The organism is Pseudomonas sp. xss_4 (genome assembly GCF_043104125.1).
Taxonomy (GTDB): Bacteria; Pseudomonadota; Gammaproteobacteria; order Pseudomonadales; family Pseudomonadaceae; genus Aquipseudomonas; species Aquipseudomonas parafulva_B.
The window spans coordinates 1-25,157 of the sequence record NZ_JBICKJ010000044.1 but is presented as its reverse complement, the minus strand read 5'-3'; the positions used below and the strand labels follow the sequence as shown (position 1 = coordinate 25,157).

11 protein-coding genes, 1 tRNA gene and 2 pseudogenes are annotated in these 25,157 nt (G+C 57.4%); 8 read left to right on the top strand and 6 right to left on the bottom strand.

Annotated elements, in window-relative coordinates; translation table 11 throughout:
- Window positions 1-32 precede the first annotated feature (32 nt).
- Together ACF8GB_RS08605 and ACF8GB_RS08600 are read left to right on the top strand one after the other, a co-directional pair.
- Window positions 33-758 carry a molecular chaperone gene (locus ACF8GB_RS08605; RefSeq protein ID WP_145255140.1) on the top strand — a complete coding sequence of 242 codons (726 nt, stop codon included), beginning with the start codon at window positions 33-35 and terminating at the stop codon, window positions 756-758.
- Between the two features lie 32 nt (window positions 759-790).
- Window positions 791-1,375: a fimbrial protein gene (locus ACF8GB_RS08600; RefSeq protein WP_230375208.1), complete on the top strand. Its 585-nt coding sequence runs from the start codon at window positions 791-793 to the stop codon at window positions 1,373-1,375.
- A 133-nt stretch (window positions 1,376-1,508) separates the two neighbouring features.
- Here ACF8GB_RS08600 and ACF8GB_RS08595 read toward each other — a convergent pair whose 3' ends face one another.
- From ACF8GB_RS08595 to ACF8GB_RS08580, 4 genes are all read right to left on the bottom strand, one after another.
- On the bottom strand, window positions 1,509-5,357 hold the full coding sequence (locus tag ACF8GB_RS08595) for a sugar-binding protein (RefSeq protein WP_392526876.1): 3,849 nt from the start codon (window positions 5,355-5,357) through the stop codon (window positions 1,509-1,511).
- Window positions 5,358-5,426: 69 nt separating this feature from the next.
- Window positions 5,427-8,315, bottom strand: a complete 2,889-nt coding sequence (locus tag ACF8GB_RS08590; protein WP_197844133.1) for a hypothetical protein — start codon at window positions 8,313-8,315, stop codon at window positions 5,427-5,429.
- A 1-nt stretch (window position 8,316) separates the two neighbouring features.
- Window positions 8,317-10,806 (bottom strand): hypothetical protein, encoded by a 2,490-nt coding sequence (locus tag ACF8GB_RS08585; RefSeq protein ID WP_196186049.1) that lies wholly within the window; start codon window positions 10,804-10,806, stop codon window positions 8,317-8,319.
- 82 nt (window positions 10,807-10,888) lie between these two features.
- Window positions 10,889-12,715, bottom strand: a complete 1,827-nt coding sequence (locus ACF8GB_RS08580; protein ID WP_392526874.1) for a hypothetical protein — start codon at window positions 12,713-12,715, stop codon at window positions 10,889-10,891.
- Window positions 12,716-13,071: 356 nt separating this feature from the next.
- On the opposite strand from ACF8GB_RS08580, the gene ACF8GB_RS08575 reads away from it, so the two are divergent.
- The 5 genes from ACF8GB_RS08575 to ACF8GB_RS08555 all read left to right on the top strand — a co-directional run bounded on the left by ACF8GB_RS08575 (window position 13,072) and on the right by ACF8GB_RS08555 (window position 23,707).
- Window positions 13,072-13,617 carry a hypothetical protein gene (locus tag ACF8GB_RS08575; RefSeq protein ID WP_196186051.1) on the top strand — a complete coding sequence of 182 codons (546 nt, stop codon included), beginning with the start codon at window positions 13,072-13,074 and terminating at the stop codon, window positions 13,615-13,617.
- A 2-nt stretch (window positions 13,618-13,619) separates the two neighbouring features.
- Window positions 13,620-18,731 (top strand): RHS repeat-associated core domain-containing protein, encoded by a 5,112-nt coding sequence (locus tag ACF8GB_RS08570; protein ID WP_392526872.1) that lies wholly within the window; start codon window positions 13,620-13,622, stop codon window positions 18,729-18,731.
- Window positions 18,732-19,018: 287 nt separating this feature from the next.
- Window positions 19,019-21,472: a fimbria/pilus outer membrane usher protein gene (locus ACF8GB_RS08565; protein ID WP_232105846.1), complete on the top strand. Its 2,454-nt coding sequence runs from the start codon at window positions 19,019-19,021 to the stop codon at window positions 21,470-21,472.
- Between the two features lie 45 nt (window positions 21,473-21,517).
- Window positions 21,518-22,597: a fimbrial protein gene (locus ACF8GB_RS08560; RefSeq protein WP_392526871.1), complete on the top strand. Its 1,080-nt coding sequence runs from the start codon at window positions 21,518-21,520 to the stop codon at window positions 22,595-22,597.
- A gap of 816 nt (window positions 22,598-23,413) precedes the next feature.
- Window positions 23,414-23,707: a type VI secretion system baseplate subunit TssG gene (locus tag ACF8GB_RS08555; RefSeq protein WP_058637725.1), complete on the top strand. Its 294-nt coding sequence runs from the start codon at window positions 23,414-23,416 to the stop codon at window positions 23,705-23,707.
- Here ACF8GB_RS08555 and ACF8GB_RS08550 read toward each other — a convergent pair.
- Together ACF8GB_RS08550 and ACF8GB_RS08545 are read right to left on the bottom strand one after the other, a co-directional pair.
- Window positions 23,634-24,061 (bottom strand): annotated as a pseudogene (locus ACF8GB_RS08550) (hypothetical protein); the annotation flags it as partial. The gene ACF8GB_RS08555 and the pseudogene ACF8GB_RS08550 overlap by 74 nt on opposite strands.
- Window positions 24,062-24,271: 210 nt before the next feature.
- Window positions 24,272-24,347: transfer RNA gene (locus ACF8GB_RS08545), tRNA-Gly, on the bottom strand.
- 709 nt (window positions 24,348-25,056) lie between these two features.
- On the opposite strand from ACF8GB_RS08545, the pseudogene ACF8GB_RS08540 reads away from it, so the two are divergent.
- Window positions 25,057-25,157, top strand: a pseudogene (locus tag ACF8GB_RS08540) (type VI secretion system tube protein Hcp); the annotation flags it as partial.

Genomic DNA, 25,157 nt, shown 5'->3' with positions numbered 1-25,157 from the left:
GCTTCCTCATATTATTCAGAAGGTATCGTCAGATGAAGATTCACCCGCGCCGCCTCGCATTGGGTATTTACTTGGCAGCCGCCCTGCAGACTGCTCAGGCAGCGCTGACCGTCAACACCACGCGAGTCGTGTTCGACAGCGACAAACGCAGCACCTCGGTGGTGATAGCCAACCCCAGCCCTCGCCCCTACGCGGTGCAAAGCTGGGTCAACACCGCCAAGGACGATACCGACACACCCGTCCCGCTGGCGACCTCTCCCGGTTTGTTCCGTCTGGACCCGAGCAAGGAGCAGATGGTGCAGATCAACCACCTGCCCAACGCGCTGCCTAATGACAGGGAAACACTGTTCTACCTCAATATTCAGGAAATCCCCGAGGTCAGCCCTGATGATGTGAACGTCCTCAATATCGCACTGCGTACGCGCCTCAAGCTCTTCTATCGCCCCAGCCAATTGACTGACCGGCCCGCCGACCGCATCGGCGAGCTAAAATGGTCCGTACGTCAAGGCCCTGGACGTGTCCAGTTGGTGGTCGATAACCCGACACCCTTCCATTACACATTCGGCCGCCTGGAAGTCAGCGCTGCAGGTGCGACAGAGGCTATACAGGCCATGGCCATGGCGCCACCGTTTGGCCAGCAGGTCTATGACCTTGCCCGGATCAAATCGCTCAGTGGCTTGCAGTTGACCTTTACCACCATCAATGACTACGGGGTCGCTACTCCGGTGATGCAGAAGGCGCTGTCCAGCAGCCCCTGAGCACTCCCACCCGACACCTGCAAGCGAGCCCTATGGGCTCGTTTGCCATTGTGACTCAAGAAATCAAGGAGATTTCCATGAAGCCTCTAGTCATTGCCTTTGCGCTCGCCATGGCCAGTCAACAGGCGTTTGCGAACAGCGGCTCGATCAACTTCTTCGGCCAGGTGAGCAGCGGGACCTGTGCGATTGAAATCATCGACCCTTCGACAGGTCTACCTGCTTCCAGAATCTACATGGGCACAGTGCACACAGCCCAATTCAAGCAAGCAGATGACGAGGCCGCCAACCGCGCCTTCGGCTTGCGCCTTACACCGGGCGGTGGCTGTATACTGCTGCCAGGGGCCAATGCCCGCGTGACCTTTACCGGGAACTACGGCGGCGCTGGCGCCAGCGGTACACTGTATGCTCTGGAACCAGGTGGTGCTACGGGTTTGGCCTTGATCATCAAGGACAACACAGGCACACCAGTAGACAACGGAATAGCCTCCAAACAGTACCCCCTGTATGACACCAAACCCACCGACATGCTGTTTTCTGCTGCCTACAAAGCGATCGATAGGCAGGTAACCGCCGGCTTTGCCAACAGTGATGTGCAGTTCAGGGTGGACATACCGTAAGCGTTACTGGGGCCATTTTGCACCCCTGCGCGGCGGTTTGACGCGAAGGGGTGCAAAATGGCCCCAATTTGCTTGAGTATCCGCTTAACCGAGGGGCACTAGCTCCTCGGCCCGATCTTCACTTCATCTGCCTTCATACCGCCTGGCCTGACAACCTGTCCAAAGGATCGTAACTGTAACCACTGCCGTCATAGCTGCTCAGGCGGCCCAGGGCGTCGTACGTCAGCGTCTTGCCCTTGTCATCGAGGCTCATATTGCCGTCCTTGTCGTATTGCAATGTGAAGTCTGCATAGTCGGAATGGGTATTCCGCACGCCACTCAATTGCGCAGGGTCTTCATTGTCGAATAGATAGGTAGCCTCGTTACTGCCCTTGCTGCCGTCCTCTTCCTCGAATTCGGTCAGCACCCAGGTGATGTTGTCGAGCGCATCAAATTCGAAATACTGCTGACGAATAGTCTTCCCAGCCGGGTCGGTCGGGCTATGGGAAACCAGCCCATCGCAACTGTATTCCTCCAGCCGACCACGCAGGTCGTACTTGAATGTTTCCTCACGCAAGACAGTGCCATTATCACTCAAGCGTTTTGACGTGATCTGGTCGAGCACGCTGTATTCCTGCGCCAGCTCCTGTACTGCCTGCACCAAAAGCCCGGCCTCTGCAACCAGCGCCTGCACACGTTCATTGGCGAACGTAAAGTCTTTGATCGGCGCTTCAGGCACGCTACTGAGGAACACAAACCGACGCAGGCATTCGCGCCCTTGGTGATCGTACTCCAGCTCGGTGGCTAGTCCTTGAGTGCCATCCAGGGTGAGTATGCATTGTGAATTGCTCAGCCCGTCATAGAAGAACCAACTGCTTGTGCTCCCCAGCGCAGTACGCTCCAACAGGCCGCTGGGGTAATAATCGTAGGTCTGCGTCTGGCCGAGAACATCCTTATAGAACAACTGGCGCCCCAACAGGCTGGTGCCGTACTCCATGGTCCAGGTTTCGTCGCCGATGACGCGGGTTTCCTGCTTGATTTCGCCGGTACTGAAATAGACGCGGCTCAATTCCTCTTCCTCCTCCTTGCAGTGGGTAAGCCGGGCGTTGAGCGGGTCGAATGTATAGTCGGCCTGCTTACCCGGAATGCGCCGTAGTTGAGGCTCCTCACCCAGTTGAGGAAGGTATTGATACTCGATGACATTGCCAGCGGCTGTCCGCACCTTGCTCGGTTTGATCTGGCCAGGCTCATAGTGCATGTGCCGCGCCCGTCCGCCGGTAACAGAGGTGATCATACGGTTCAGACCGTCGAAAACCTGCTCCCCCAGCACGACACCGTTGACACTGATACTGATCGGCAAGTCTTCACTGCTGTGCACGGCATAGTCGCGATGCACCACCGACCTGTCCGCCAGTGTCTGGTCGACCAGGCGGCCGAAAGCGTCATAGCCGGAGCGGGTAACGGCTTTACGCGCATCGATCTCCCGTACATTGCGCCCCAAGCCGTCATAGAAGTACTCATGCGTGGCGTACATTTTATCCGCCAGGTCAAAGCGCTGCACTTGGGCAGGCTGCTCGAACAGGTTCAACCAAGTGATGGTCTTGCCCACGCTCAGCTTGCCATCTGCAGACTCGCTCCACTCGGTTTGGGTGGCCAGGTTGCCCTTGGGGTCGGTCCCGTCAGGGTTGGACCCGATCGGGTCATGCTCCTGGAACCGCTTGACCCCGTCCGGCCCTGTCTCGCAACGCTGTACGCCCCAATCGTCGTAGGCATACTGGGTCGCCAACGGCATTTGCTGTTCGCCTTTCCAGTCGTATTCAATTGCCTCGGTCAACTGGCCAAGTTCATCGTAGGTAAACGAGCTGCGTGGGCGAAAGACTTGACGCAGGCGGACATCTTCTGCGTCGACGTCAGCATCGTGCCGCTCTTCGCGGACCACTCGCCCCAGGCCATCAATGTATGAGTTGATGGCAACTCCCTTGACGTCTATTCGGGTTTGCACGGCCTGACCACCCGGTGCGCTCACAAGCCCGTACGTGTAGATGCGAGATGCCCTATACGCATCGTCATTGGGTGACACCGTCTCACGAACCACACGGCGTAACGCATCGTAGGCGTACTCGATTTCAACATCGTTGTCATCGCGATTGAGCAACGGCTCGCCAATGAGCATCGAATGCTTCAGCGTGATCACCTTGCGAACATGGCGCGGCTCGCCAGTTTCTTGGTCAATACTCCCATGATCAAAGCCGGTCACCTGCTGCTCGGTCACCAGCACAGGGTGCCCATTGAGATCGTCCAAGCTGTACGTAAAACCGGTCGTGGTACTTTTACCCCCCATGACCAGGGTTTCCAGCGATGAACGCCCATGGCGCAGCAAGTCGGCAGGGTCATCGACCGGGCTCACGGTGGTCACTTTCAACGCTGCCTGCTCTACCTCGCCAACGACCTCACACAGGCTTTCCTGCGTAAGGACCAGCCAATCGGACGCCGATCGTTTGATCGAGGCACCCGGATAAGCTACCCGAGCGAGCGCCTTGTACTGGAAGCTTTTTCGCAGTACCGGCGCAGGTTCGTCGCCATCCGCTGCGGGATGTTCCGTCACGCTTTTTTGGTTGCGTACGAAGCCGTCCGGGTCGTCTTCGGCAGGGTAATACGCGATCACGGTGCGCTGCCCGGAGGGCAGGATCTGCTCGACCAAATTGCCATGCAGGTCATATACGGTCCTGGTGGCAGGCTCTTGGCGAAACCTGGAAGCATCCCCTAGCAGTGACCACGCCCGGGTTTGCTCCAGCGGTAACTGGAAGTTACGCGGCTGATTGTCGAACTCAGTCGTTACATTGCCGTGATACGTCGTGCTGTTGACAAGTTGGTTCTTGCCTTGCACCACGACCTCACCCACCTGCAAGTGAAAACGGTTGTACGTGCGATGAGTGGTGCGCAATACCTGGTCCTTGCCATCCGCACCTTTACCCCATTGAGACGCCGTGCTGCCATACAGGTAGGTGGAGCGGGCACGGTAGAGGTTGTCCTCACCATCGTCACGCCAGCTGACACCGCTGCCGTTACCGACGAAGTTGTTCGGCGCCTCAATGCTGTCTTGCAGGACGGTGTAGGTGTAGCTGGTTTTCATCGACGGCTGGCCGCCGCCAGGGTTGACCGTATGCGAGGTCACACGCGGTAACGCCGCACGGGTTCCACCGCCTGGCAGCAGATGGCCTGTATCACCGCCCTCACCGTAGCGGATATCTTCCACACTACCGTAGGGTGTCGAAACCTTGGCCAGGCAGGTCAGACCAAAAGACGTGGTGTATTCGAACCGCCAGTTGCCACCCACTTCGGCCGGCAAGTCGACCTGACGCAACTGCTCATTGACCAGGCTGAGCTTGTATTCGGCGACCGGCTTGCCGCCATTGGCCCCAGGGTGCAGCTTGAGTGTTACCGTGCTGCCATAGCTGATTTCCAGCAACGCCTGACCCGTGCCGTCGACAATGCGCTCCAGCCTTTGGTTGGCGGTGTAGCTCAACAGAATACGATGGCCCGAAGCGGCGCGAACCTCAGACGGCAGTGCAACAAGATTATCCCCGGTACCGTACTCGCTCAGCACTTCTTCCATATAGGACTTGTGCACCACACGGTATTGTTTCTTGCCCCCTTCACTGTCATCGAAAAAACGAAAGCTTTCGAGTTTTCTTTCCTTGATGCCCGGCTCTGCACCAGACCCGGTCACCTTGAAACTTTCTCCGGTGTGAAGCCGCAACATGCGCGTAGCCGGCACGTATTGAGTAAGGTCGACATACCACCCCCGGCCGAAGCCGACATTGTTGTCGCTGAATGGATTGAACACCAGGCGAATGGGCAGCTCTGGACCGACCTGATAATTACCAACAAGGGCTGGCAAGTTGATACTTACCGCATACTGGCCAGTACGTGGGTCGACATTATTTTGCACAAAGCTGGACGCATTCAGTGCATTGGAGTGAAGTACAGTTTCAATAGCCATCTTGTTTATCATCCGAAAAAGAATGGTGGGCTCACCTCGGCACACCCGTGCACCCAGGTGAGCCGTTGCTCAACGAATTGAAAGTTTCAGAACATCGCGGTGGGTGATGCCCTGCCTCTCTTCGTCAGCCGTGACAGCAAAAGAAAATGTCAGGGGATGTTCGTTACCTTCCACATCCAGCAGCGTGAACTCCAAGTTTTTTTCAAGCGCCTGGCGATAACCCGACTCCTCGCTTTTTCTCGAGAAAACAAACCCCGTATCCCGCTGCAGGACGATCATCAGTTGCCCGGCACCGGGCTTGGTGCCTTGCACCTTCGTCGGCAGTGCATACGTTCGATGCTTGGCCATGCGGTAAAGAAGTCCGTCGAACAGCAAATCGTCCTTCACTCGGCCATCAACCGACTGGAAGGAGAACCCAGTGAAGCTGACGAAATCATCGTCCAGAACTGGCCCCGGCGACGTCCCGGGCTCCCAAGACCACCGTACAGCCGATTTTGGGTCGGTATCCTTGATGAACAGGCGAGCGAACTTGATTACTCGGCCCTCTCTGAGGACGTGCTCCAGCAACCAGTTGTCGGTACTGGTATCGACATAAGCGAATTCATCGCCCTCGGACGGTGACGCATCCCCCGCCACACGCGTGCGCTTGAAGGAATACAGTTCCTGCGTGAAGGATGGGGTGACCAGCCCGCGCAACTCGAGCTTACCTTTCTCGCCGGTGGCTGCAGACGTGACCGTCTTGCCCGTCAAGGTGTTCTGTATCGACGCAATCACCTTGATCACCCCCGCCTTACGGGAGTGCAGGTAGAATCGGCGGGTTCTGGCCGCCAAGGGCGCGCTCCCCCCAGCGGGCGCTGTTGCTTGCCGGTCGATGTTGTTCGCCTCTCTGTTTACCGCCCAGTCCTCCTCGTCTTCATCCGCCTTGCCAACGGCCAAGGCTTCTTCATCCGGCGCCAGGAAAGGTAGCTCGTTGTTGCTGTCCACATTCAAGAACTTCAACGTTGCCAAATCGGCGTCGGAGATCTCGACCGGTTGATCGTTGTGATCGTTACTCGCAGCAACGGTCACCTCAACTTCTATCTGCTGCCAGCCATTGGCGAAGCATTGCGGCGCGCTGATGGCTTTAAGTTCAAAGGTGCTAAGGCTTTCCCATGACAACAGGCCAGCGGTTTCCTGCCGACTTTCGCTGAACTCGACGATGGCGTAGCCGGTGCGCTCAACGCCATCGAACGCAGTCACCACCGCAATGGGTGATCGGGGATCTTCCGGAGGCGTGTAAACGTTGCCAACAAACACGCCTTCGCCATTCACAGTCCACGTTATATCGCGGCCAAGGTCTAGCTCAGGCTCGTCAGGCATTACCGTGAAGGGTATGGATTGAACCGAAAGCCCCTGCACCACGTGGAACGGCACCACGTTCAGGCCCGCATGCCACCTGATCACCACCACCGAAGCTTCAGCACTGTCCCCGTTCTGCCGGTTGGTGCAACGGATTCGCTGTACCTTGAACAAATCGCGGTCGCTGCCAGGCGGGTCGGGCGTGAAAATGGCCCGACCGCCCCCCTTGTCTTCAAGTTTCCCTATCGGGTTGGCAAGCGTCTGAACTCGCTGCTCCCCCTCCGACAGCAGTACTGCCTCCACTAGGCTCCATTGCAGGCTACCGGCATCGACACTAGAGGCGCGCAGCTCGATCGCATCTTCACCTTGCACCCAGGTGGCAACGCGCGGTACGACCTGCACCGCTCGGGCGGTTTCCATGACCAAGGCATGACTGCGCATTGCGTCACCGCCTTCAGCCGAAGTGGCAGTCACCAGCACCATCTGCTGGTCCTCGACGAAACTGCCTGCAGGACGCGGACTATAGATGGCACCATTGAATGTGCCGACCGCCGCTGGGCGTTTCAGGTTGGTGGCCGACCACTGCACTGGGCCAGGCGCGCCATCAACAGTGAAGGCGATGGTGCGCCCGGATACCACGCTCGCCAAAGCAGGCTCTACCGTTGCGGCGTTCTGCGTTTTTGTCCACTGTCCGGGCACCACAAGGTCGATGCCTGGTTGCGGTGTACCAGTAACGAACTCGTAACCGTTGGGCAGGCTGAAGGTACTGAGCACATCCTTGACCCCACCAGCCCCGAGCTCTGCGATATCCGGAACAAGGATCAGGGTACCCGGCAAATTGGTAGCACTCTCTGCGATCGGATATGGGATTTCGGTACCCGGGGTTGGCTGCCCCCCTGCGCGCAGGTCGATCCCCAGTTTCATGAAGACCAGCGCTGCCCCGTCCCCGTACCGGGGGCTACCTTCACTTTTTCCCCAAGGTGCGAGCATGGTGCGCACCATGAACTGATCCGGGCTCAGCGGATGGTAGTCGTCCATGACGAAACGGCCCAGGGAATAGGTGAGCTGGTAAGCCCGCATATAGCTGATCGATTCCTGCAAGCGCCGGCCAATCATGACCCCGGCATACTCGGTTGGCCCCAAATTGGTGGAAAACTCGACCGCACGGGCAAGGTTTAACTCCAGCGAGGCGAACCGGCTCGTCTTTGGCCGGCTACACTCCAGGGCCAGCGGTGCTTCGACACGATAGCCCATGCCTTCGGTGATGGTGAAGCTTTCCACAACGCGCTTAGGCCTGCCAGGAAGATGCAGAATTCGCATGTACTCCCCGGCAATGATGTTCATCCGCAGCGTCAAGTCCGAGCTGAACCCTGTTGCATTCTGGAAGCCGACCTGGGGCGCGCCCAGCACCATCCCTTGCACCGAAACGCTGATGCGCTCGCCCTCGTCAAGGTAGGCCTCCAGATGGATAGGGTCCATCGCACCAAAGTTAGCAAGCGCATCGAGATACTGCTCACGTAGCACAAGGTCAAGGAGGCTGCGGTCCAAGGCAAGCATGCCACCCCAGCCTAGGCGTGCCGATGTTTCCTGTTTTTCATGCGAAGTAGCCTTAGTATTCATCTCAAACCTCCTTGATGGTTGGGCTGAGAATCTCGGCGTAATTGCGCACCGGTACGAATGGCAGTGGCAAAATCACATAGTCGTGGGTATCGGGAGAGTCGTTGACGTAGAAGGCCGATATGATGACGTACTGGTCGTCAGAACCGGGTGCGGGCTTATAGGTTTGGGTGTTGCTGTCAATGGTCCCACTACCGCGCAGCACGTGCCACTCGATTGGCTCAGGTACCTTGACCTTTTCCATGTCCATACTAAGCCTATAGAAAGGCAGCGCCACGGAGCCATCGGCATTGACTGCCGGCTCTATCCAGTAGTTGGGGCTCTTGGCCCCAACGACCAGCATGTCGATGGTCGCGGGCGTGCCACCTGCAGCCGGCTCAACGGTGACCTCGACCAGGCGCAGCACTCTGTAATGGTTCGGCTGGGTTGGTTCACGCTTAGGCAATGTGGTTGGCGCGGTGTACTTATGACCCCCTGGGTTAAGCGGGTCGGTATCCTCATCGACTTTACCCAGTGTTGGCTGATTCCACTTCAGCTCGGCATTATCGGGAGTGCCTGCCGACAATGAATAGTTTTTGCCCAGGCTTACCACCGCCACCCAAGGGTTCACCGAGACATGGCTAGGTACGATGCTGACCAGCGCGCGGCTGACCTGCTCCCCACTGGTGGCCTTCACAATCACTCGGCGCTGGCCTTCTGTAACCAAGGCGTCATCGGATGGCGCCGTATATCGCCCCACCGACGGTGTAGCGAACTTCCCAGTTTCTCCAGTTTCGCCAGGGAGATTTTCCACTGTCCAGGTGATACCGCTTGTAGACGAGGCGCTGAAATCAATAAACCCACCGCTTGCCACGATCGGTTCCAGAGGCGTGATGGACATCGCGGTGCGCTTGGGCGCCAAGTTACCGAGCAGGGTCAAGTCGTTCGGCACCGCCACGTCACGCGGGTCAACGACATTATCGCCTCGGAATAGCAATTGGTTAAGACGCAACGCATCAATTTCGAACGTCATGTTCTTAAGGCTCTCAAGTTTTTCCTTGGCAGCCTTAATCAATGCAGCCTCCAGTGGCGCTTTTAGATTTTCGGATTTTGCTCTGGCATCTTTGCCAACATCCCCAGACCGGAAGCCATCTTCAATAGAAATCTCTACACTCGATTCAAAGTTGCTCACCGAAAACTTAAGCGTGGTTTTATTGTCCTCTCGCGAAACATCAAACTTACAATCTGCACGAATCTCTACCTTCGCAGAGACCTGCAGAGGAATGGTGTCGCCGGAGGAATTGCCGGTCTGAAGCCAATACACCAAAGTACCCACTGGCATAGCGGAGGACCAGTTTATCTTCAGCATCCTTTTATCGAAAACGACTTCGCTGCCCTTGTCAAACAGGTTGAGGGTGGCGCCGTCCATGTTCAACCTCCAGCGCCACGGCTGCGTTGTCCCACCATGGTTGGTATCAGAATAATTGAACTCGGCATAGGCTCCACCGCTCATGGCGTTGGCCACCAATTTGTAGCGGTTTTCATCCACTCGGTAGCGGTCGTCTTTCAACGCCACCAGGTCAAACTTTCCTTCCATCCAGTCAAACTGGTCAAAGCCCAGCTTCACGACGTGCTGCGCAACCAGCTTGTGCGACAACACTAAATTACTGGTATACGGGTCAGTCGAATCAGGCAGCATGTACAACAAATCTTTATCCTCTGGAGGATAAGCACCTGAATCATTTCCGCGCATGGCAACGAACACCACCACTGCACCGTCCCCCTGATTCGCACTACCCAACACTTTCGCACCGGGTTCTGCATGAGTCCCTAACATAAAGACGCCGGGATTGAGCAGCGAAGTATCGTCAACGGCCAGTTCGCTGAGCGGGAACTGCAGCATTTCTTTATTTTCCTTCGCCCAGGTTTCAAACAGCTCTTTGAAATACAAGCCCAAGCGAACGCGCTCAGGCCCAGTGCCGCCACCACTGAACAGATGGTCATAACCTTTATTGATATCAAGTAAAACTTTACCGCTTTCATCAACGGTACCGGCAGCGGCGTCTAACGTAATGTTCATATCCAGCACAGCGTGCGTAGCGGCGTTGTAGAGGATCAGGGCTTGCACGCTCCTGACCGGCTTGCCATCCAGAAATGTTTCGATCACTTCAAGATGCTTCCCCCCGACCAGACGCATTTGCAACTTAGCTTTCGGGTCCTTCAAGTTCGCATTTTCGAACGACAGCCTCGCCTTGTCGAGACGCAGCCCGAGCAAGACATGCTTGATACCATTGCCGGAGTCGACATTGCCATCGGGTAAAGGGGGAAAGAACAATTCCGGAATATGCGCCCGATCAATGTACTCCTGCGAGAGCAGCGCGTTTGTAGCGCTCCTGGAAAACACTAACAGCGCATCCCAACCCCATGTTTTAGGGCCCGCATCCATTGCTTTATAAAATGCTTCAAGTGATTGATTTTCTACCGCTTGAGCCACTCCAGCACTTTCAATTTTCATCGCTTTAGTCTCCATGCCCATGCATTGATTGGTGCGACGCCAACCCGACCGTCAGACGGATTTAGGCCGACGCCGGCTTCGTCTACTTTGACTTTCTAGGAATGATTAACAGCGGCAGAAGTTTATGCCAACTGTCGCCCTTGTCGAAGCTGACATTTCCGCTGATGGTGTATTGTTTGCCTTCGTCCAAGCCGTTATAAACCGCAACACTCAACCATTGCTGTATCCGCTTGTTAGCGAATTCGACAGGTGTCACCGGCACTCGATCCCGTAATATGACGCCGTCTTGAATGGCCAGTGTGAACAGTTGGTCTGGCGCAGCGAACGGCCAAAGTAACGCGCCGGACACTTCGAGCATTGCACCGTTCGCAACAAGCTTGGACCGCCAAAGTTCGCCGTTGGTCTGGGCTTGCAGGCACTTGATATTGTTATCGAAAGTCAGCGGCTGAACACGCAAGTCCACAGCTTGGGACGCCGCCGAGCGCCCCCCCTCGTCATCGACGATGTGGTAGAACACTTTAAAACGCCTGCTGTTATCCGCGCCGGGCTGGTGCATGTTCGCAGCCACCACGCTGGGGTCAATCTTGAAGCGTCGGCCGCCTTCCTCCACCGGCGTGGTGGTAATCTGCTTGCCGTTATGCTCATAACCGTCCCAGTGAACCTCAAGGTGTTCGCCGGGGCGCAAAGGCACATCAGGCACCGTGACGTAAGCCCCTAAAATCGCGCTGTCCGCCAATAGCACTTGCTTGCCACTGCCATCTTCGCTAGCGCGCTCGATGCCTGGCGCAGCAAGGTTGCGTGCCGTTTCGAACGCGACATCCAGGCGTTGCGACGTCAGCGCATGGCCCGCACGCGCAATTTGGTAGAACACTTGGTGATCACCCGGCACAAGCAACGCCGCGTCAACTCGGAACACGGTTTCATCGCTTTCCAGGCTGCTGGCATCCATACGCGCGAACTGCACCTCAGGCTCGGTCTTGAGAGGTGTTTTCCAGTGCAGAAGCAAGTAGTCCCCCGCTTGCACATCGGGGTTTACCGGCACACGCACAGTTACCCCGTCGGGAAACTTGCCAGGGTCAAGCGGCGCCCCCGTAAAACCATCGAGCTTAGCCTCTGGCAACAGGTCAACGGGGCTCGAAGCCCTGGCTACTGCCATTTCCTGCACAGGGGAAACAACTTCTTCGCCGTTACCGACCAGCGTGACGGTGTACTGAAACGCTACCCTGCCCTCCTGCACGCGAATGAAATGCGACTTGGCCACCTGCCATTGCAAAGGTTCGCCCACATTGGCTTCGGTCACCTCAAACAACTCGCTCGCCGGAGGCGTTACCTCGTCGCCTGCCGCATTGAACTTGCGCACCACCAGTTCGATGCGGTCGCCGGCCTGCATGGCCCGGTAACTTGGCGCCAGCAAACGCACACCTTCTGTTTCAAGGTCTGCTGCGACAATCACACGGTCATGCGACTCTCGCGCCTGCGCAACCGCCAGGGCTTCGGCAACATCGCCACGGTCGCGCAAACCCAAGTAACAAAAGATGCGGTGTGAATCCGGGGTGCTCTCTGCCCGGTCATCAACCTTGTATGATAAAAATGCCCACCCCCCATCAAAGGGTTCAACAAAACGATTAGAAATCTCGGCCACCATCGTTTTTGTAGTGTCGTAGTCCACAGGCACTTCACATTGCGCACCCAGGTCATCAAAAGGCGTGCCGTCTGCGGCGAGGCCTCGCCAGACGGGGAAGATATACTGACCGAACTTTAAGTCCGCATCCTTGATCAGAAACTTTAACGGCTGGCCATTTAATTCATTGAGATCAATTTCACCCAACGCATTTTGCGCGGGGATTTCAGGTGCGGGGTTACGCGGGGACTGTTGTCCCCTATTTTTCACTGGGCGTTGAGGCACCATGGATAGGCTCCAGGCGGGTTGAGATGCCCCTAGTTTTCAGACTAATGCCCATCGCTGGCTACTGGCAGAAATAACAGTTAGCACGCCCGCTCAAGGCACGCTTGCACCTGATAAATCTACCAGGTGACAACCCTTCAAAAACTTGCATGCCCCCTCGATGCCCACGCAGGCACCTTTAGCGCACCTGTTAATTCTAATAGGTGTCACACCCCAACAAGTTCAATAAGCTCCGAACACACCGCCTTATTCACCCAACGACGTAAATACGTTTCTTCTAACTGTTCAAGTCACCTGAACGAACAGGGAGCCTAAATATGAGACCATTAAACTGCTGGCGCCTAGCCATCCCATCGACCATGAAACAGTTGATGTTGGCCGCACCCGTGCTTGTGTATGGCACAGCCGCCTTGGGTGCTGGCGCCGCAGATTCACCCCAGGCCGACCCAACGCCTATGCTCGCCCTGTACCAGACAGTGGATAACAACACCGAGCCTGCTTGCGGGCTGGAACTGACGGCAATACCTGGCGGCTTACCCCAGAAACTGCTCCCCAAAAAAGAGTGCGCGGAAGTAGACGGTAGCGTCATAGCGCCGCATGCCATCCGCATTCGGAACGTACCGATCAAATCGACGCTTCTGCTCACTAATAACGAGCGTTGTGAAAAGGTCAACAGCGCCTGGGTTGAACTCGATACTAGCCGAGCCAACGCTTCGCTGGAAAAAATAGGCATCGACAAATTATGGACCTACGCTGGTAGCCCCGAGAAACCGGGCTACCTGACCAACAACGGCATCGATAGCAATGCGCCAAGCCGTGGCTTCAGGGTGACCGGCAAAGGTGACCCAATCAAGCAAGGAGAGCTCGCCTGTATCGTAGTCACCTTTGCCGAGAGGGGTAATTGAACATGGCCAGTTCTGCGGGTGCTCACAGCAACGCCACCAACTTCCAGAGCTTTGTACAAAACCAGGTCGACCAGCGCACGGGCCAATACAACCTGGCGATCGACTTGAGAATGCCGGCAGGCAATGACCTGACCGGCCCCAACCTGCCCTTGCGCCTGTCGTACAGCCCGTTCAACACACAAGACTCGGGTTTTGGCATCGGCTGGCAGTTAGCATTGACCCAATACGACCCCGCCACCCAGATGCTTACCATGCACACGGGGGAAAGCTACAAGGTCACCGGCAGTGGTCCGCAACCGGCTATGCGTGAAAAGAAAATTCATAGCTTTCACTTTTACGACGACGGCGAAAATGGCTCGTACCGGGTGGAGCACAAGTCTGGCCTTGTGGAAATACTGACCCTGCACGATGTGCTCAACCCTATTGCGCTGCCCAGCAAAGTCAGGGCGCCCTCCGGCCACGGGATAACCCTCAGCTACGTCCCAGAAAACCGCCGGCTGGAAAAAATCGTTGATGACTATGGCGCACAGCTGCTGGCGTTGAAGTACACCGATGGCAGGGTAACCATTGATACTCACCCTGGGGCCGGTGCTGAAGGCCTTCCGTTCATGCGCTACATGCTGGAACTTAAAAACCGAGTACTGGTTGAGGTAAAGCTGCCTCCTGAAGTGGGCGGCAACTGGCGCTTCGGCTACACCACCGCCCGTGGTCTAACCTGCCTTGCCAAAGTATCCGCACCCTCGGGCACCGTGGAGGAAATCCGCTACGGGGAGAATGACGACCCTGGCCATCTGCTGCCCGGGACAAACCCTCAAAGGGCTTGGCCACGGGTGACCAGCCATGAAGTCAAGCCCCGCGCCGATCAGCCACCGATGAGGACGACCTACACCTACGAGCACTTCGACGAGGAAAACAGCATCGAAGTGGCACACAGCTTTGTCGGCAGCAACAGCGGTATCAGCTGGCGTGACGACGGCGAAGACAACCTGTACCGCGCACAATCCTCCTACCGCTACAGCGTCACCGCCCATTACTGGAAAGCAGGCAAGGTCGCACGCAAGCAGACACAGACGTTCAACCGCTACCACCTGATGACCAAGCAAACGCTCGAACAGGATGGCCATATCGAAGAAACCGAAACTGTTTTCCATGAACGCCCCGGCATCGGCTTCGACGATCAGCCGCGCTACTTCCAATTGCCCAAGACCATCACCAAACGCTGGAAGCTGCGTGATGACGCCAGCAAGTTGCACCTGGAAACCGCGATCACCCACTTCGACGATTACGGCAACGTCACCGAGGAGCAAGCCCCCACCGGTGTACGCACCACCTACGAGTACTATGACAAGGAAGGCGAAAAAGACGGAGACACCTGGGCCTGTCCGCCTGACCCGCAGGGCTTTGTGCGCAATTTGAAATGCAAGACGGTTTACCCCGTGCCCAATATGCCCAACGACGCCCCCGTGCAACGTACGCGGCTAACCTACAAAGCCTTCCCGGCGCTAGCCAGCCTTGGCCAGGCGAGCCAGTGGCTTGCGCCTTGTGAAGAACAAGTGCTGCAAGTGTTCAATCCCAGCCAGCCCGATGAGCGCGAACAGCTGCTGCTGAAGGTGGAACGGGGCTACCTGAACCTGCCTGACAATGCCTTCCTGCACGGCCGCCCCGACTACCAGGTAACCACCCGCTATGGTGACGACAGTACCGACACGGTGCGCCGGGCCATTGAAAGCCGCAGTTCACGTATCGAATGGGGGTACCGCAAGGTCGTCGACGACGTCTATGGCCTGGAGTACTGGACCGATGAAACCGTGCTCGGCTTCGATCTGGTGCAAAAGACCACCAGCATGGCTGTATCTAGCCTACATGGTCAGAACGTTTACGAAGAAGATGACACCGGCAACAGCATTCGCCGCCGCTACGACGCCCTGGCCCGCGTGGTGGAGGAAACCCTAGCGCCGGGCCAGGGTATGGAGGAGTCCAAGCAGCGCTATGAGTACGGGCTAGTGAACCATCCCGAAGAAGGCGCTGCCGGGCTGGCCACGCAGTCGGTCACCAGCAGTACCGGCGTGATCACCGTGCTCACCTTCGATGGCTGCAGCCGCATGGTGACCGAAGAACGCGAAGCGGAAGTTGCACAAGACCCAGACACCGCAGCGGGCGATGAGAAACCACGCAAGCGTGAGCGGGTAGCACAGCGCAACTACGATGAATTGGGCCAGTTGAAAGACGAAACCTCCTTCGACTACTTCGACGACAAGACCCTGACGCTGCAAACCACCTTCGAATACGATGCATGGGGCAAGCTGTGCAAGACCACCTTGCCCCACGGCGTTACCCAGCACAGCGAATTCTCCCCGTTCGGCGAAGCTGGCGACATCGTCACCCAATGGGTCGAAACACCGGGCAACCCTGGTGTGCGTCAGCAGCAGCAGGTTACCGAAAGCAATGGCTTCGACAAACCGGCAGCTCACTACCGCTTGGACGACGCAGGCAATATCGTTGGCCGCCGGGATTTCAGCTACGACGGCCTTGGCCGCTGCACCCTCGAAGAACACACCTTCAAACGGAACGACAAGCCGGTCAGCCGGATCAGCAAATACACCTACGACAGCGAAGGCCGGGTGACCCGTAGCGAACGGCCCGACCAGTCGGCCGTACTCAGCCGCTTCGCGCTACACAGTGCCGCCCCGTTGGCCGAACAGCTGCTGGTCGAGCGGCGTAAAGACCTTGAACCCACCCTTGCCTGGCAACGGGATTACGATGGCCTGGAGCGCTTGAAGTCCCTGACGGCCGGCAAACAGAAGGAAACCTATAACTACAAGCGCAACACCTCGCTGGTAGAAACCCGCACAACAGCGCAGCGCACCTTTACCTACCACTACCGCCCTGCGCGCTCTGCCCAACCCAGCCAGATCGACGTCAACACTGCTAAGAGGGCTACGTTCGATTACGATGCCAGGACCTCGTCTATCAGCTCGGCCAGCGACGCCCAAGGCACGCATAGCTATACCTACACCGATCAAGGCTACCTGCTGAGAACCCAATGGGTGGGCGAGGGCGCCATCGGCCACCATTGCGACTACCGCAGTTCGTTTCAGGGAATGCAGTTAGGTTATCGGGAAAGTGACGGCGTTCAGGTGGACCACACCTACAACGACCTGGGCCAGCTTGAAAAGACCTGCCAGGGCGACCTGGTTGCCCAGTTCGAGTATGACGCTCTCGGACGGCTGTGGAAAACCACCACCAAAGACCTGAGCAACACCCAGGTATTGGTGTGCCTGCAGACTTACGATGAACTGGGTAGGGAAATAAATCGCGAGCAAACCCTCACACGGCACGATGGCACCACCCTCAGCCAAAGCATCGCCCTGACATGGCAGGAAGATGACCAGCTACGTAGCCGCACCCTTACCCGTGACGGCAAGCAACTCTTACTGGAAACCTTTGACTACGATACGCTCGACCGCTTGGAGCAGCACAACTGCCAAGGCACTGCCTTGCCACAAAACGGGGCTGGGCGGTTTATCAAGAATCAGTTTTTCGTCTACGACGAACTGAACAACCTGACCGAGTGCTATACCGATTTTGCCGATGGCACATCGGACGAGGCTTTCTACACCTACGACGGTTTCATCCTGAAACAGGCAGAGCACTCGCTGCAGCCAGATTACCCAGCCAGCCAGGCCTTCGAGCACGATGCCGAGGGCAACTTGCTGAACGATGAGCAGGGCAACAAGCTGGTATACGACGACCGCGGTCGCTTGCAGGAAGTACAACGTTCCAGCGATGGGCTACCCCTCTACCGCTACCGCTATGACGGCCACAACGACCTGATAGGTGTGCGCCATGAGCAAGCCGCGGAAGTAACGCGCCGTTACCAGGGCTACCGGTTAACCAGTACACGCGACGCCGACTTGCTCACCGAGTACCTGTATGCAGGCGAGCGCCCCCTGGGGCTACAACGCCCTGCCAGCACAGCAGACAACCGCTTGTTCATGACCGACGCGGCGAACAGCGTGATTGGTGAATGCAGCAAAGACGAACTGCACGCTAATACTTACAGCGCCTATGGCGACTCACCGGACAACGCCCCCTTGGTGGGCCTGCTAGGCTTCAACGGCGAAGTCCGCGAGCGCGCCCTGGGCTGGTCGCTGCTGGGGCGCGGCTACCGCGCCTATAACCCAGGGCTGATGCGCTTCCACAGCCCGGACTCGGCGTCACCAGAAAATGCCGGTATCAACCCGTATGTGTACTGCGGCGGCAACCCAGTCAACTGGTACGACCCAAGCGGCCATTACGGCATGCGTAACAGCACAGAGTACCCGTACGTGCCCCCCGTTGCACAACCCAAGCCCAAGGCCGACTGGCGCTCCTGGCTTGGTGTAGCGCTGGGTGCTGTTTTCGCTGTGGTCAGTTTCATGCTGTTGCCGCCGGTGGGCTTAACCATGGCGTTCTCGCTCGGCGCAGCCAGCCTGGCAATTGACGTGGCTGGCACAGTTGTTTCTGTGGTAGGGCTGGTGACAATGAACGAAACGGCTAATGACTGGGCATTCGGGCTGGGGATTGCCAGTGCACTGAGTACGTTGGGGATCATAGGTTACAGCAGGTTGGCGGCGAAGGGAGCGGGCAAGGCCGCCAGTATTGGCACCCAAACTGACAGCGCCGCTTCGCTGAGCGGACCGCGGGTGATCGCCAGAGAAGGTGATGTTTTCTTCGGGCGTAGATTCGGCACTGCTCCTGGACGACTCTGGCGCAAAGTGACAACGCCATTCAACAATAATATTTCAACCCAAACAGTGGCAACAGGTATAGGCGTTGACGCAGGCACGCAGATGGCCCCTACAACATTCGCTGAGGCGGCCACTTCCATGACGCCACAACACTCGATTCGCAGCACGGCGTCTACAGCGTCCACGGCGTCGACTGGATCTGGTAATTCAATTGGCTCCTACCAGTTAGAAAATCTGTTTACCGAGCCCGCTCAAGTCGTACCTCCGGCGCCCACTCGAGATTGGAGTGGAAGTGCGATCGGCGCAATGAAAGAAGGGACACTCCACTGGCCAAGCCGAACAAAATACAGCTACGTTCCTCCTAAAAATCCGAAGTTCAACTAGAGGGATACGCCACAACAATCAAATCGTAGAACACGCATAAGTGCAGCCCACAAACGGGTTGCCCTCATGCCTATGAAAACAGAGGGCAACGTGTAGGATTTTCTGACTTTATATCAGCTTTTTCCTACACGACCTTATTCTATGTTGCCGTAGCCTTGTCGCCCTTCCACCATCCCCGACGAATCGTCAAAGTCAATGTGCGGCATACATCAGCGGTGCCTAATATGTTCAAACTGACTCAGCATCGGCAAAAACTTACGCTTTCTTACTTGTCCTTGGGTCTACCCATGGCAGGTTACGTCCTGTCTTTTTTACTTGCTGATCTGGCCCAAGCAGAAGAACGCCCCCTGCAGTTCAATCCCAACTTCATGCGCCAAACCCCAGGCCAGTCCAGCGACGCCAGCGTGGCCGCCCTGCGCACGCTGGCCAATCAAGCGTCGCTGGCGCCAGGCCGCTACCAGGTTGAAGTCATGGTCAACCTGGCCCCGGCAGGCAAGCACGAAATCGACTTCCGTGCACGCAGCGACGGCAAGGGCCTGGAGCCGTGCCTGAGCGCCAACCTGCTGCGCGAGCTGGGCCTGCGCGAACAGGGCCTGGCCGAGCCCTTGCCCAGTGACGAGCGCTGCGTGGACCTACCCGCGCTGGTACCCGATACCACCTACGACCTGGACCCCGGCCAACTGCAGTTGGCACTGTCCATTCCACAGATCGCCCTGCGCCGAGATGTGGCCGGCAGCGTCGCACCAGAGCGCTGGGACAGCGGCATCAATGCCGCATTCGTCAGCTATCAGGCCTCCGCACAGCATTTCAGCGGCCGCGCCGGCACGTCCAACAGCAGCCAGGACCTGAACCTCAACGGTGGCATCAACCTAGGCGGCTGGCGCCTGCGCAGCAGTCAAAGCTGGCGCGACGACGGCGAAGGGCAGGACTGGGTGCACTTCAACACCTACGCCCAGCATGACCTACCCGGCCAATGGGGCACACTGACCCTGGGTGAAACCTTCAGCAGTGGCGACGTATTTCGCAGCCTGCCCATCAAAGGGGTACAACTGGCCACCGACATGGGTATGCTGCCCGACGTGATGCAAAGCTACGCACCCGTGATCCGTGGCGTGGCCCAGACCCGCGCCAAACTGGAGGTGCTGCAGAACGGCTACCCGATCTACACCACTTACGTTGCCCCTGGCCCATACGAAATCAATGACCTGGGCATTGGTGGCAGCAGCGGTGACCTTGAAATCGTCCTCACCGAGGCCGACGGCCAGGTGCGCCGCTTCATACAGCCTTACTCCACGCTCAGCAACCTGCTGCGTGAAGGGGTGTGGCGCTACAACCTCGTGGCCGGGCGTTATGATGGCGCCGACGGCATCGACAACCCGGCCTTGTGGCAAGCCACCCTGGCCCGCGGCGGCAAGTGGGGCACTACACTGTATGGCGGGCTGCTGGGCAGCGAGTACTACGATGCTGCCAACCTTGGCATCGCTCGCGACTTCGGCCCTCTTGGCGCAGTATCGCTGGATGTGACCCAGGCCCGTACCGACCTGGGCGAACAAGGCGGCCAGGTGCAGGGGCAGAGTTACTCCGTACGCTACGGTAAAGCCTTTCAGACCGGCACTAGCCTGCGCTTCGCCGGCTACCGCTACTCCACTGAGGGTTATCGCGAATTCGACGAAGCCGTGCAGCAGCGCAACGCCTCCAGCCGCTACCAGGGCAACCGTCGCAGCCGCGTGGAGGGCTCGATCTACCAAACGTTCAACAACCGCAACTCACTGAGCCTGACTCTGTCCCAGGACGATTACTGGCACACCAACCGCCAGCGTCGCCAATACCAGTTCCAGTTCAATACCCAATACCGTCGCGTCAGCATCAATCTGTATGCCTCTCAGTCGCTGAGCGATACCAGCGGCAGTGACCGCATCGTTGGCCTGGGGGTCACCATTCCGCTGGGCTGGGGCACCTCAACCACTGCAAGTTTCGATGTACAGGAAAGCAACGGCCACTTCAGCGAACGCGCCACCTTGAACGGCGGCTCGCAGGACAACCGCCTAAGCTACCTGGCATCGCTGGCCAACGACCAACAACAGAACAAGACGGCCTCGGTCTCGGTGGGCTACCAGACACAGAAAGTGAACCTGGGTGCCGGCTATACCGAAGCGGATGATTTCCGTAGCCTCTCGGTCAACGCCAGTGGTGCGGTGCTGGCACACGCGGGCGGCGTCGTGCTGGGGCAATACCTGGGGGAGACCACTGCCTTGGTGCACGTGCCGGACGTGCCCGGTGTTGGCGTCGATAACGTGCCTGGTGGCAGCACCGACAGCAATGGTTACATTCTGGCCCCGCACATGCGCCCCTATCGGGTCAACCAAGTAACCCTGCAAACCGATCAGCTCGGCCCTGATGTGGAAATCGAAAACGGTGCCACCCAGGTCGTACCCCGCCGAGGCGCTGTCGCCCTGGCAACCTTCAAAGCGCGCCAGGTTACCCGCCTGATCCTCACCCTACAGCATAACGACGGCCGCCCACTGCCCTTCGGCGCCCAGGTTAATGACCAGCAAGGCCAGCACCTGGCAGTAGTGGGCCAGGCCGGTCAGGCGCTGGTTGCAACCGGTGCCGAGGCCCAAACCCTGGAAGTGAGCTGGGGCGACCGTGCCGAGCAGCGCTGCCTGCTGAAGATCGACCCGTCAACCATGCCGCAAGAGCAAGGCTACCACTTGCAAACCTTGCGCTGCCCTATCCCATGATTCAGTCCGTGCGACGAAGCCGCATGCTTGCAACAGGAACCGACCATGCCCTCTTTATCACGTTATTTCATCGGCATCGCTGCGGCGGCGACGATAATGGCAATGTCGAACCAGGCCCATGCGCTGGGCTGCGAATGGCCAACGGTCACAGGCCCCATGCAGTTCACCCATACGCTGACTGGTGTAAAGTGGGTGGCACGCGAGGCACCCGTGGGTAGCAAGATCTACTCAACCACCACTACCGGCGTAGTGGGCCCCGGCTTTGGATTGGCATGCGACAACAACGGCACGCTAACCCTCACGGCCAATATGGGTACGCCACTACCTATCGCTCCCGGCACCTTCCCCCCTGTCGACGGTAAAGATGTGACGGGCAAAGTGCTGCAAACCAACATTCCGGGCGTAGGCTTGTACCTGGAACTGGGCGGTTTCCTCAATGGTTCGGCCACCAACGCGTTCCTTGCCGACGACGGGGGCGTCGGCGCCATTCCTTATGTGGGTGTAAACCAGCAGAACATGCAGCCCTCCTCAATGCTGATGAGGAACCTCACCATCAAATACATGGCCCTGATCAAGACCGGCCCCATTCCAGCTGGCGTCAGCCCGTTCAATCAAGAGGTTGTCAGGGGTGTAGTCAGCGATGTCGGAGATGCCGTAAGGCTTACCCTGGTCGGGCAAGTCCAGCAGGCCCAGTGCACAGTAAAGGCCGACGCAGTCAGTGCAAACCCGGTACAACTTGGCACTCACGACATCGCCGACTTCACAGGCCCGGGCAGCACCACCGCCCCTGTGGACTTCTTTATCGCGCTCAGCGACTGCGAGGATGATCCGGCCGGCAGCGTCGCCCGCGCCTTCATGCGCCTGGACGGCGTAGACGGCTCCGTCTCGATAGACCGCAGCATTGGATTGTTCAGCCTGACCACAGACTCGACCGCCAGCGGCCTCGGCATCCAGGTACTGCGCAGCGACAACACCCCAGTGCAACTGGAAGAGTTCGTGGATATGGTGGCCCTTGCCCCTGGCACGGTGCGCCTTGATCTTCGCGCACGGTATTACCAGACTGAAGCGACGGTTACCCCTGGCGAGGCCAAAGGTGCACTGAGCTTCACCATCGAGTACCGCTAAAGGGCAGGCCATGGTGTGAATTGCCATGGCCGGGCCATTTTCCAGAAAAAAACGCACGTTGGGCAGGATGAACTTGACGCTCTCACACAGCAATTCGATAAACGTTTCGTAGATCGAACCCAATGCTGGACTTATCATCGTCGCCTTCTGGCGATCCACGCGCAGTTGCTCTATTGAGTGAACGACATAGTTCAATGACTGCACAAACTGTTCTCCGAGTTTGGTCAGGGTCGCTAGCCGCTGAGCCCGCCGTAACCGAACATTTAACTCGAAATTCTGCATTTCCCCACCGCATCGCTCGGAATTAGCGGCAGCAACCAGCACGACTGAACACCCCACGCGCCAGACTTATTTCGAACAGGAAAATGCTGTGGGCTGCGCGACAGAGCGATAACCAACTTTCTAAAAACATTTGCTTACACTTCGCGCCTCGACTGGAAGTCCTTCTTCATTGCATGGTTTTCTTTTGGAGACAACTGCCGAATAGCGCCTGTTTGATCAACGCCTACTAACCGGTAATTATCCCTACAAATCTACCCCTCATATAGAAACCATCCCGTTCTCTGAGGATTTGACGTGGGCGATGAATTAGACAAAAAGTCCGTGCTGCTTGTGGACTGCATGTTGCCAAAGGCCCATCAGTACTCGGACTTCCAGCTTCTGGAGTTGATTTACCAGGTACACGGCGATGATCTTGAGCAACGCTCCCCTTCCCCCCCAAACCCGAAGACACTTGCGACTCGAAGTTTCTCCGAAACTGTCACTCCCCATCGCCGATGTACTCAGTGCTGAGCGCACTGCTTCGATCTTCAGGACATGACGATCCGTGAGTCCGAGAAACGCGCCGTGCAGATACCACAGGCTCAGCGAAATGGCTTGAGTTCGCGCAACTGTACGCTCAACGACAACTTCCTGGTGGGCGGCAGCACCGTGTCACGCAACAGCAAGTTCACCATCGTGATCGCGGGGCTGGACCAACAGCAGTTTCGCGAGTTCGTGCCCAGCGGTGACAACTACCACAGACTGGCCCGACTGGTGGCGTTTCTGCTTCGCGATGTTGGGGCCTATGACCTGGAGTTGCGCATGCGCGCTCCAGCCCTGGCGCCTTGACCAAGACGAAGCAAAGCAGCTGTTTGAACCAAGTCCTGACCTTTTCGGCCACGGTGTAGGCTCGACGCCGCTCGATTCTGGCCAATACATCAAGCGAATCGTGCCGCTTGATGGAATAGATCGAAGACTTACCCAACGCCGGCAGCACGTCGTTGTCGAAAACACGCTCGATCTGCTCCAGTGTGCTCTGCCGGCCCTTCTTGAGCACACGACCGCGGAAGTGCCACGACTTGCTCCCCCCCCGCTCACGCCAAGTGAGAGGCCATCGCTATCGCCGAGGGTGTAGTCCTTGCCAGTGGCCTTGGCCTGGCGGACGGTTGCATCTGAGAGTGCCGTGCAAAAGCTCCTGAACATGAAATTCAGGGCTAGATAAACGTGACGCTCGACGCTCCGCTCCAGCAACAAACCGCCACGGTGGGAGTCCGGAGTTCATGGACTAATTTCTGGACTAAAAAAGTCCGAATGCCCATGAATCGGAGTGGCTTTGGCTAGAACGAAAAAAGACGCCGAAGCGTCTGATTTCAACGACTTACAGACCTCCATGGAACTCTGTAAATCTATAATTGGAGCGGGAAACGAGACTCGAACTCGCGACCCCGACCTTGGCAAGGTCGTGCTCTACCAACTGAGCTATTCCCGCAATTTGAAGCTTTACCGCTAATCGGCGTGAAGCGCCTTTACAGCCTTCACCACCACTGCACCGTGCGAACGCCACAGTATTCAAACTGGAGCGGGAAACGGGACAACCGCTTTCCACGTATCTCCTTGATTCAACAGAGGTTTTTGGAACACCCCGCTGTTTAAAAGACTAAATTAGGTACTGCCTCAGAAAACTTGGCAAGCATTTTCTTACGAAGCTGTTCCAAGCGCTTGTTTTTTGGTCGAATGACCCGACAGCTTTAACCAAAGCTGATGACAGACTGCCTCAGCGCCTCCCGCATGGACTGACAAAATCCATCGAAGCAGGAATGCGTTTCGCGTTCTCAATCGAGTCAGGAAACCGTATTCCAGGCAAGCTCTCACTCAAGCGCCATTGATCAAATTTTGACCGGGCCATTTTTGGCCCAATCGGGCCAAAAATGGCCCGGTCAATTTCCTTTATTTTCAATAACTTAGATAACACCGAGCCAAAAATGGCCCGACACCCCTGAATTCCCCGCGTTTTATCTCGCCGAATACGCCTTCCCAAAATCATCCAAGCACCCGCCACCCCCAGTAAATTCGCGGGTTTCAGCGATTTCTCCGAATCAAAGCAAATGTTGGCATGCCCCCTGCGATGTCGTCATCATCCCCGCATGGGACGGAATCAACGGCCGCTGCGGCCCTCTCGACGACATAAGGAATCCGTCATGTCCACACCCGCCTATATCTCCATCACCGGCAAAACCCAGGGCAATATCACCCAGGGCGCTTTCACCTCCGACTCGGTCGGCAACATCTATCAGGAAGG

Coding starts and splice junctions, on each gene's coding strand:
- ACF8GB_RS08595 (WP_392526876.1), bottom strand. CDS start 5,357: ATGGCTATTGAAACTGTACTTCACTCCAATGCACTGAATGCGTCCAGC.
- ACF8GB_RS08580 (WP_392526874.1), bottom strand. CDS start 12,715: ATGGTGCCTCAACGCCCAGTGAAAAATAGGGGACAACAGTCCCCGCGT.
- ACF8GB_RS08555 (WP_058637725.1), top strand. CDS start 23,414: ATGACGATCCGTGAGTCCGAGAAACGCGCCGTGCAGATACCACAGGCT.
- ACF8GB_RS08605 (WP_145255140.1), top strand. CDS start 33: ATGAAGATTCACCCGCGCCGCCTCGCATTGGGTATTTACTTGGCAGCC.
- ACF8GB_RS08560 (WP_392526871.1), top strand. CDS start 21,518: ATGCCCTCTTTATCACGTTATTTCATCGGCATCGCTGCGGCGGCGACG.
- ACF8GB_RS08575 (WP_196186051.1), top strand. CDS start 13,072: ATGAAACAGTTGATGTTGGCCGCACCCGTGCTTGTGTATGGCACAGCC.
- ACF8GB_RS08585 (WP_196186049.1), bottom strand. CDS start 10,806: ATGAAAATTGAAAGTGCTGGAGTGGCTCAAGCGGTAGAAAATCAATCA.
- ACF8GB_RS08570 (WP_392526872.1), top strand. CDS start 13,620: ATGGCCAGTTCTGCGGGTGCTCACAGCAACGCCACCAACTTCCAGAGC.
- ACF8GB_RS08590 (WP_197844133.1), bottom strand. CDS start 8,315: ATGAATACTAAGGCTACTTCGCATGAAAAACAGGAAACATCGGCACGC.
- ACF8GB_RS08600 (WP_230375208.1), top strand. CDS start 791: ATGGGCTCGTTTGCCATTGTGACTCAAGAAATCAAGGAGATTTCCATG.
- ACF8GB_RS08565 (WP_232105846.1), top strand. CDS start 19,019: ATGGCAGGTTACGTCCTGTCTTTTTTACTTGCTGATCTGGCCCAAGCA.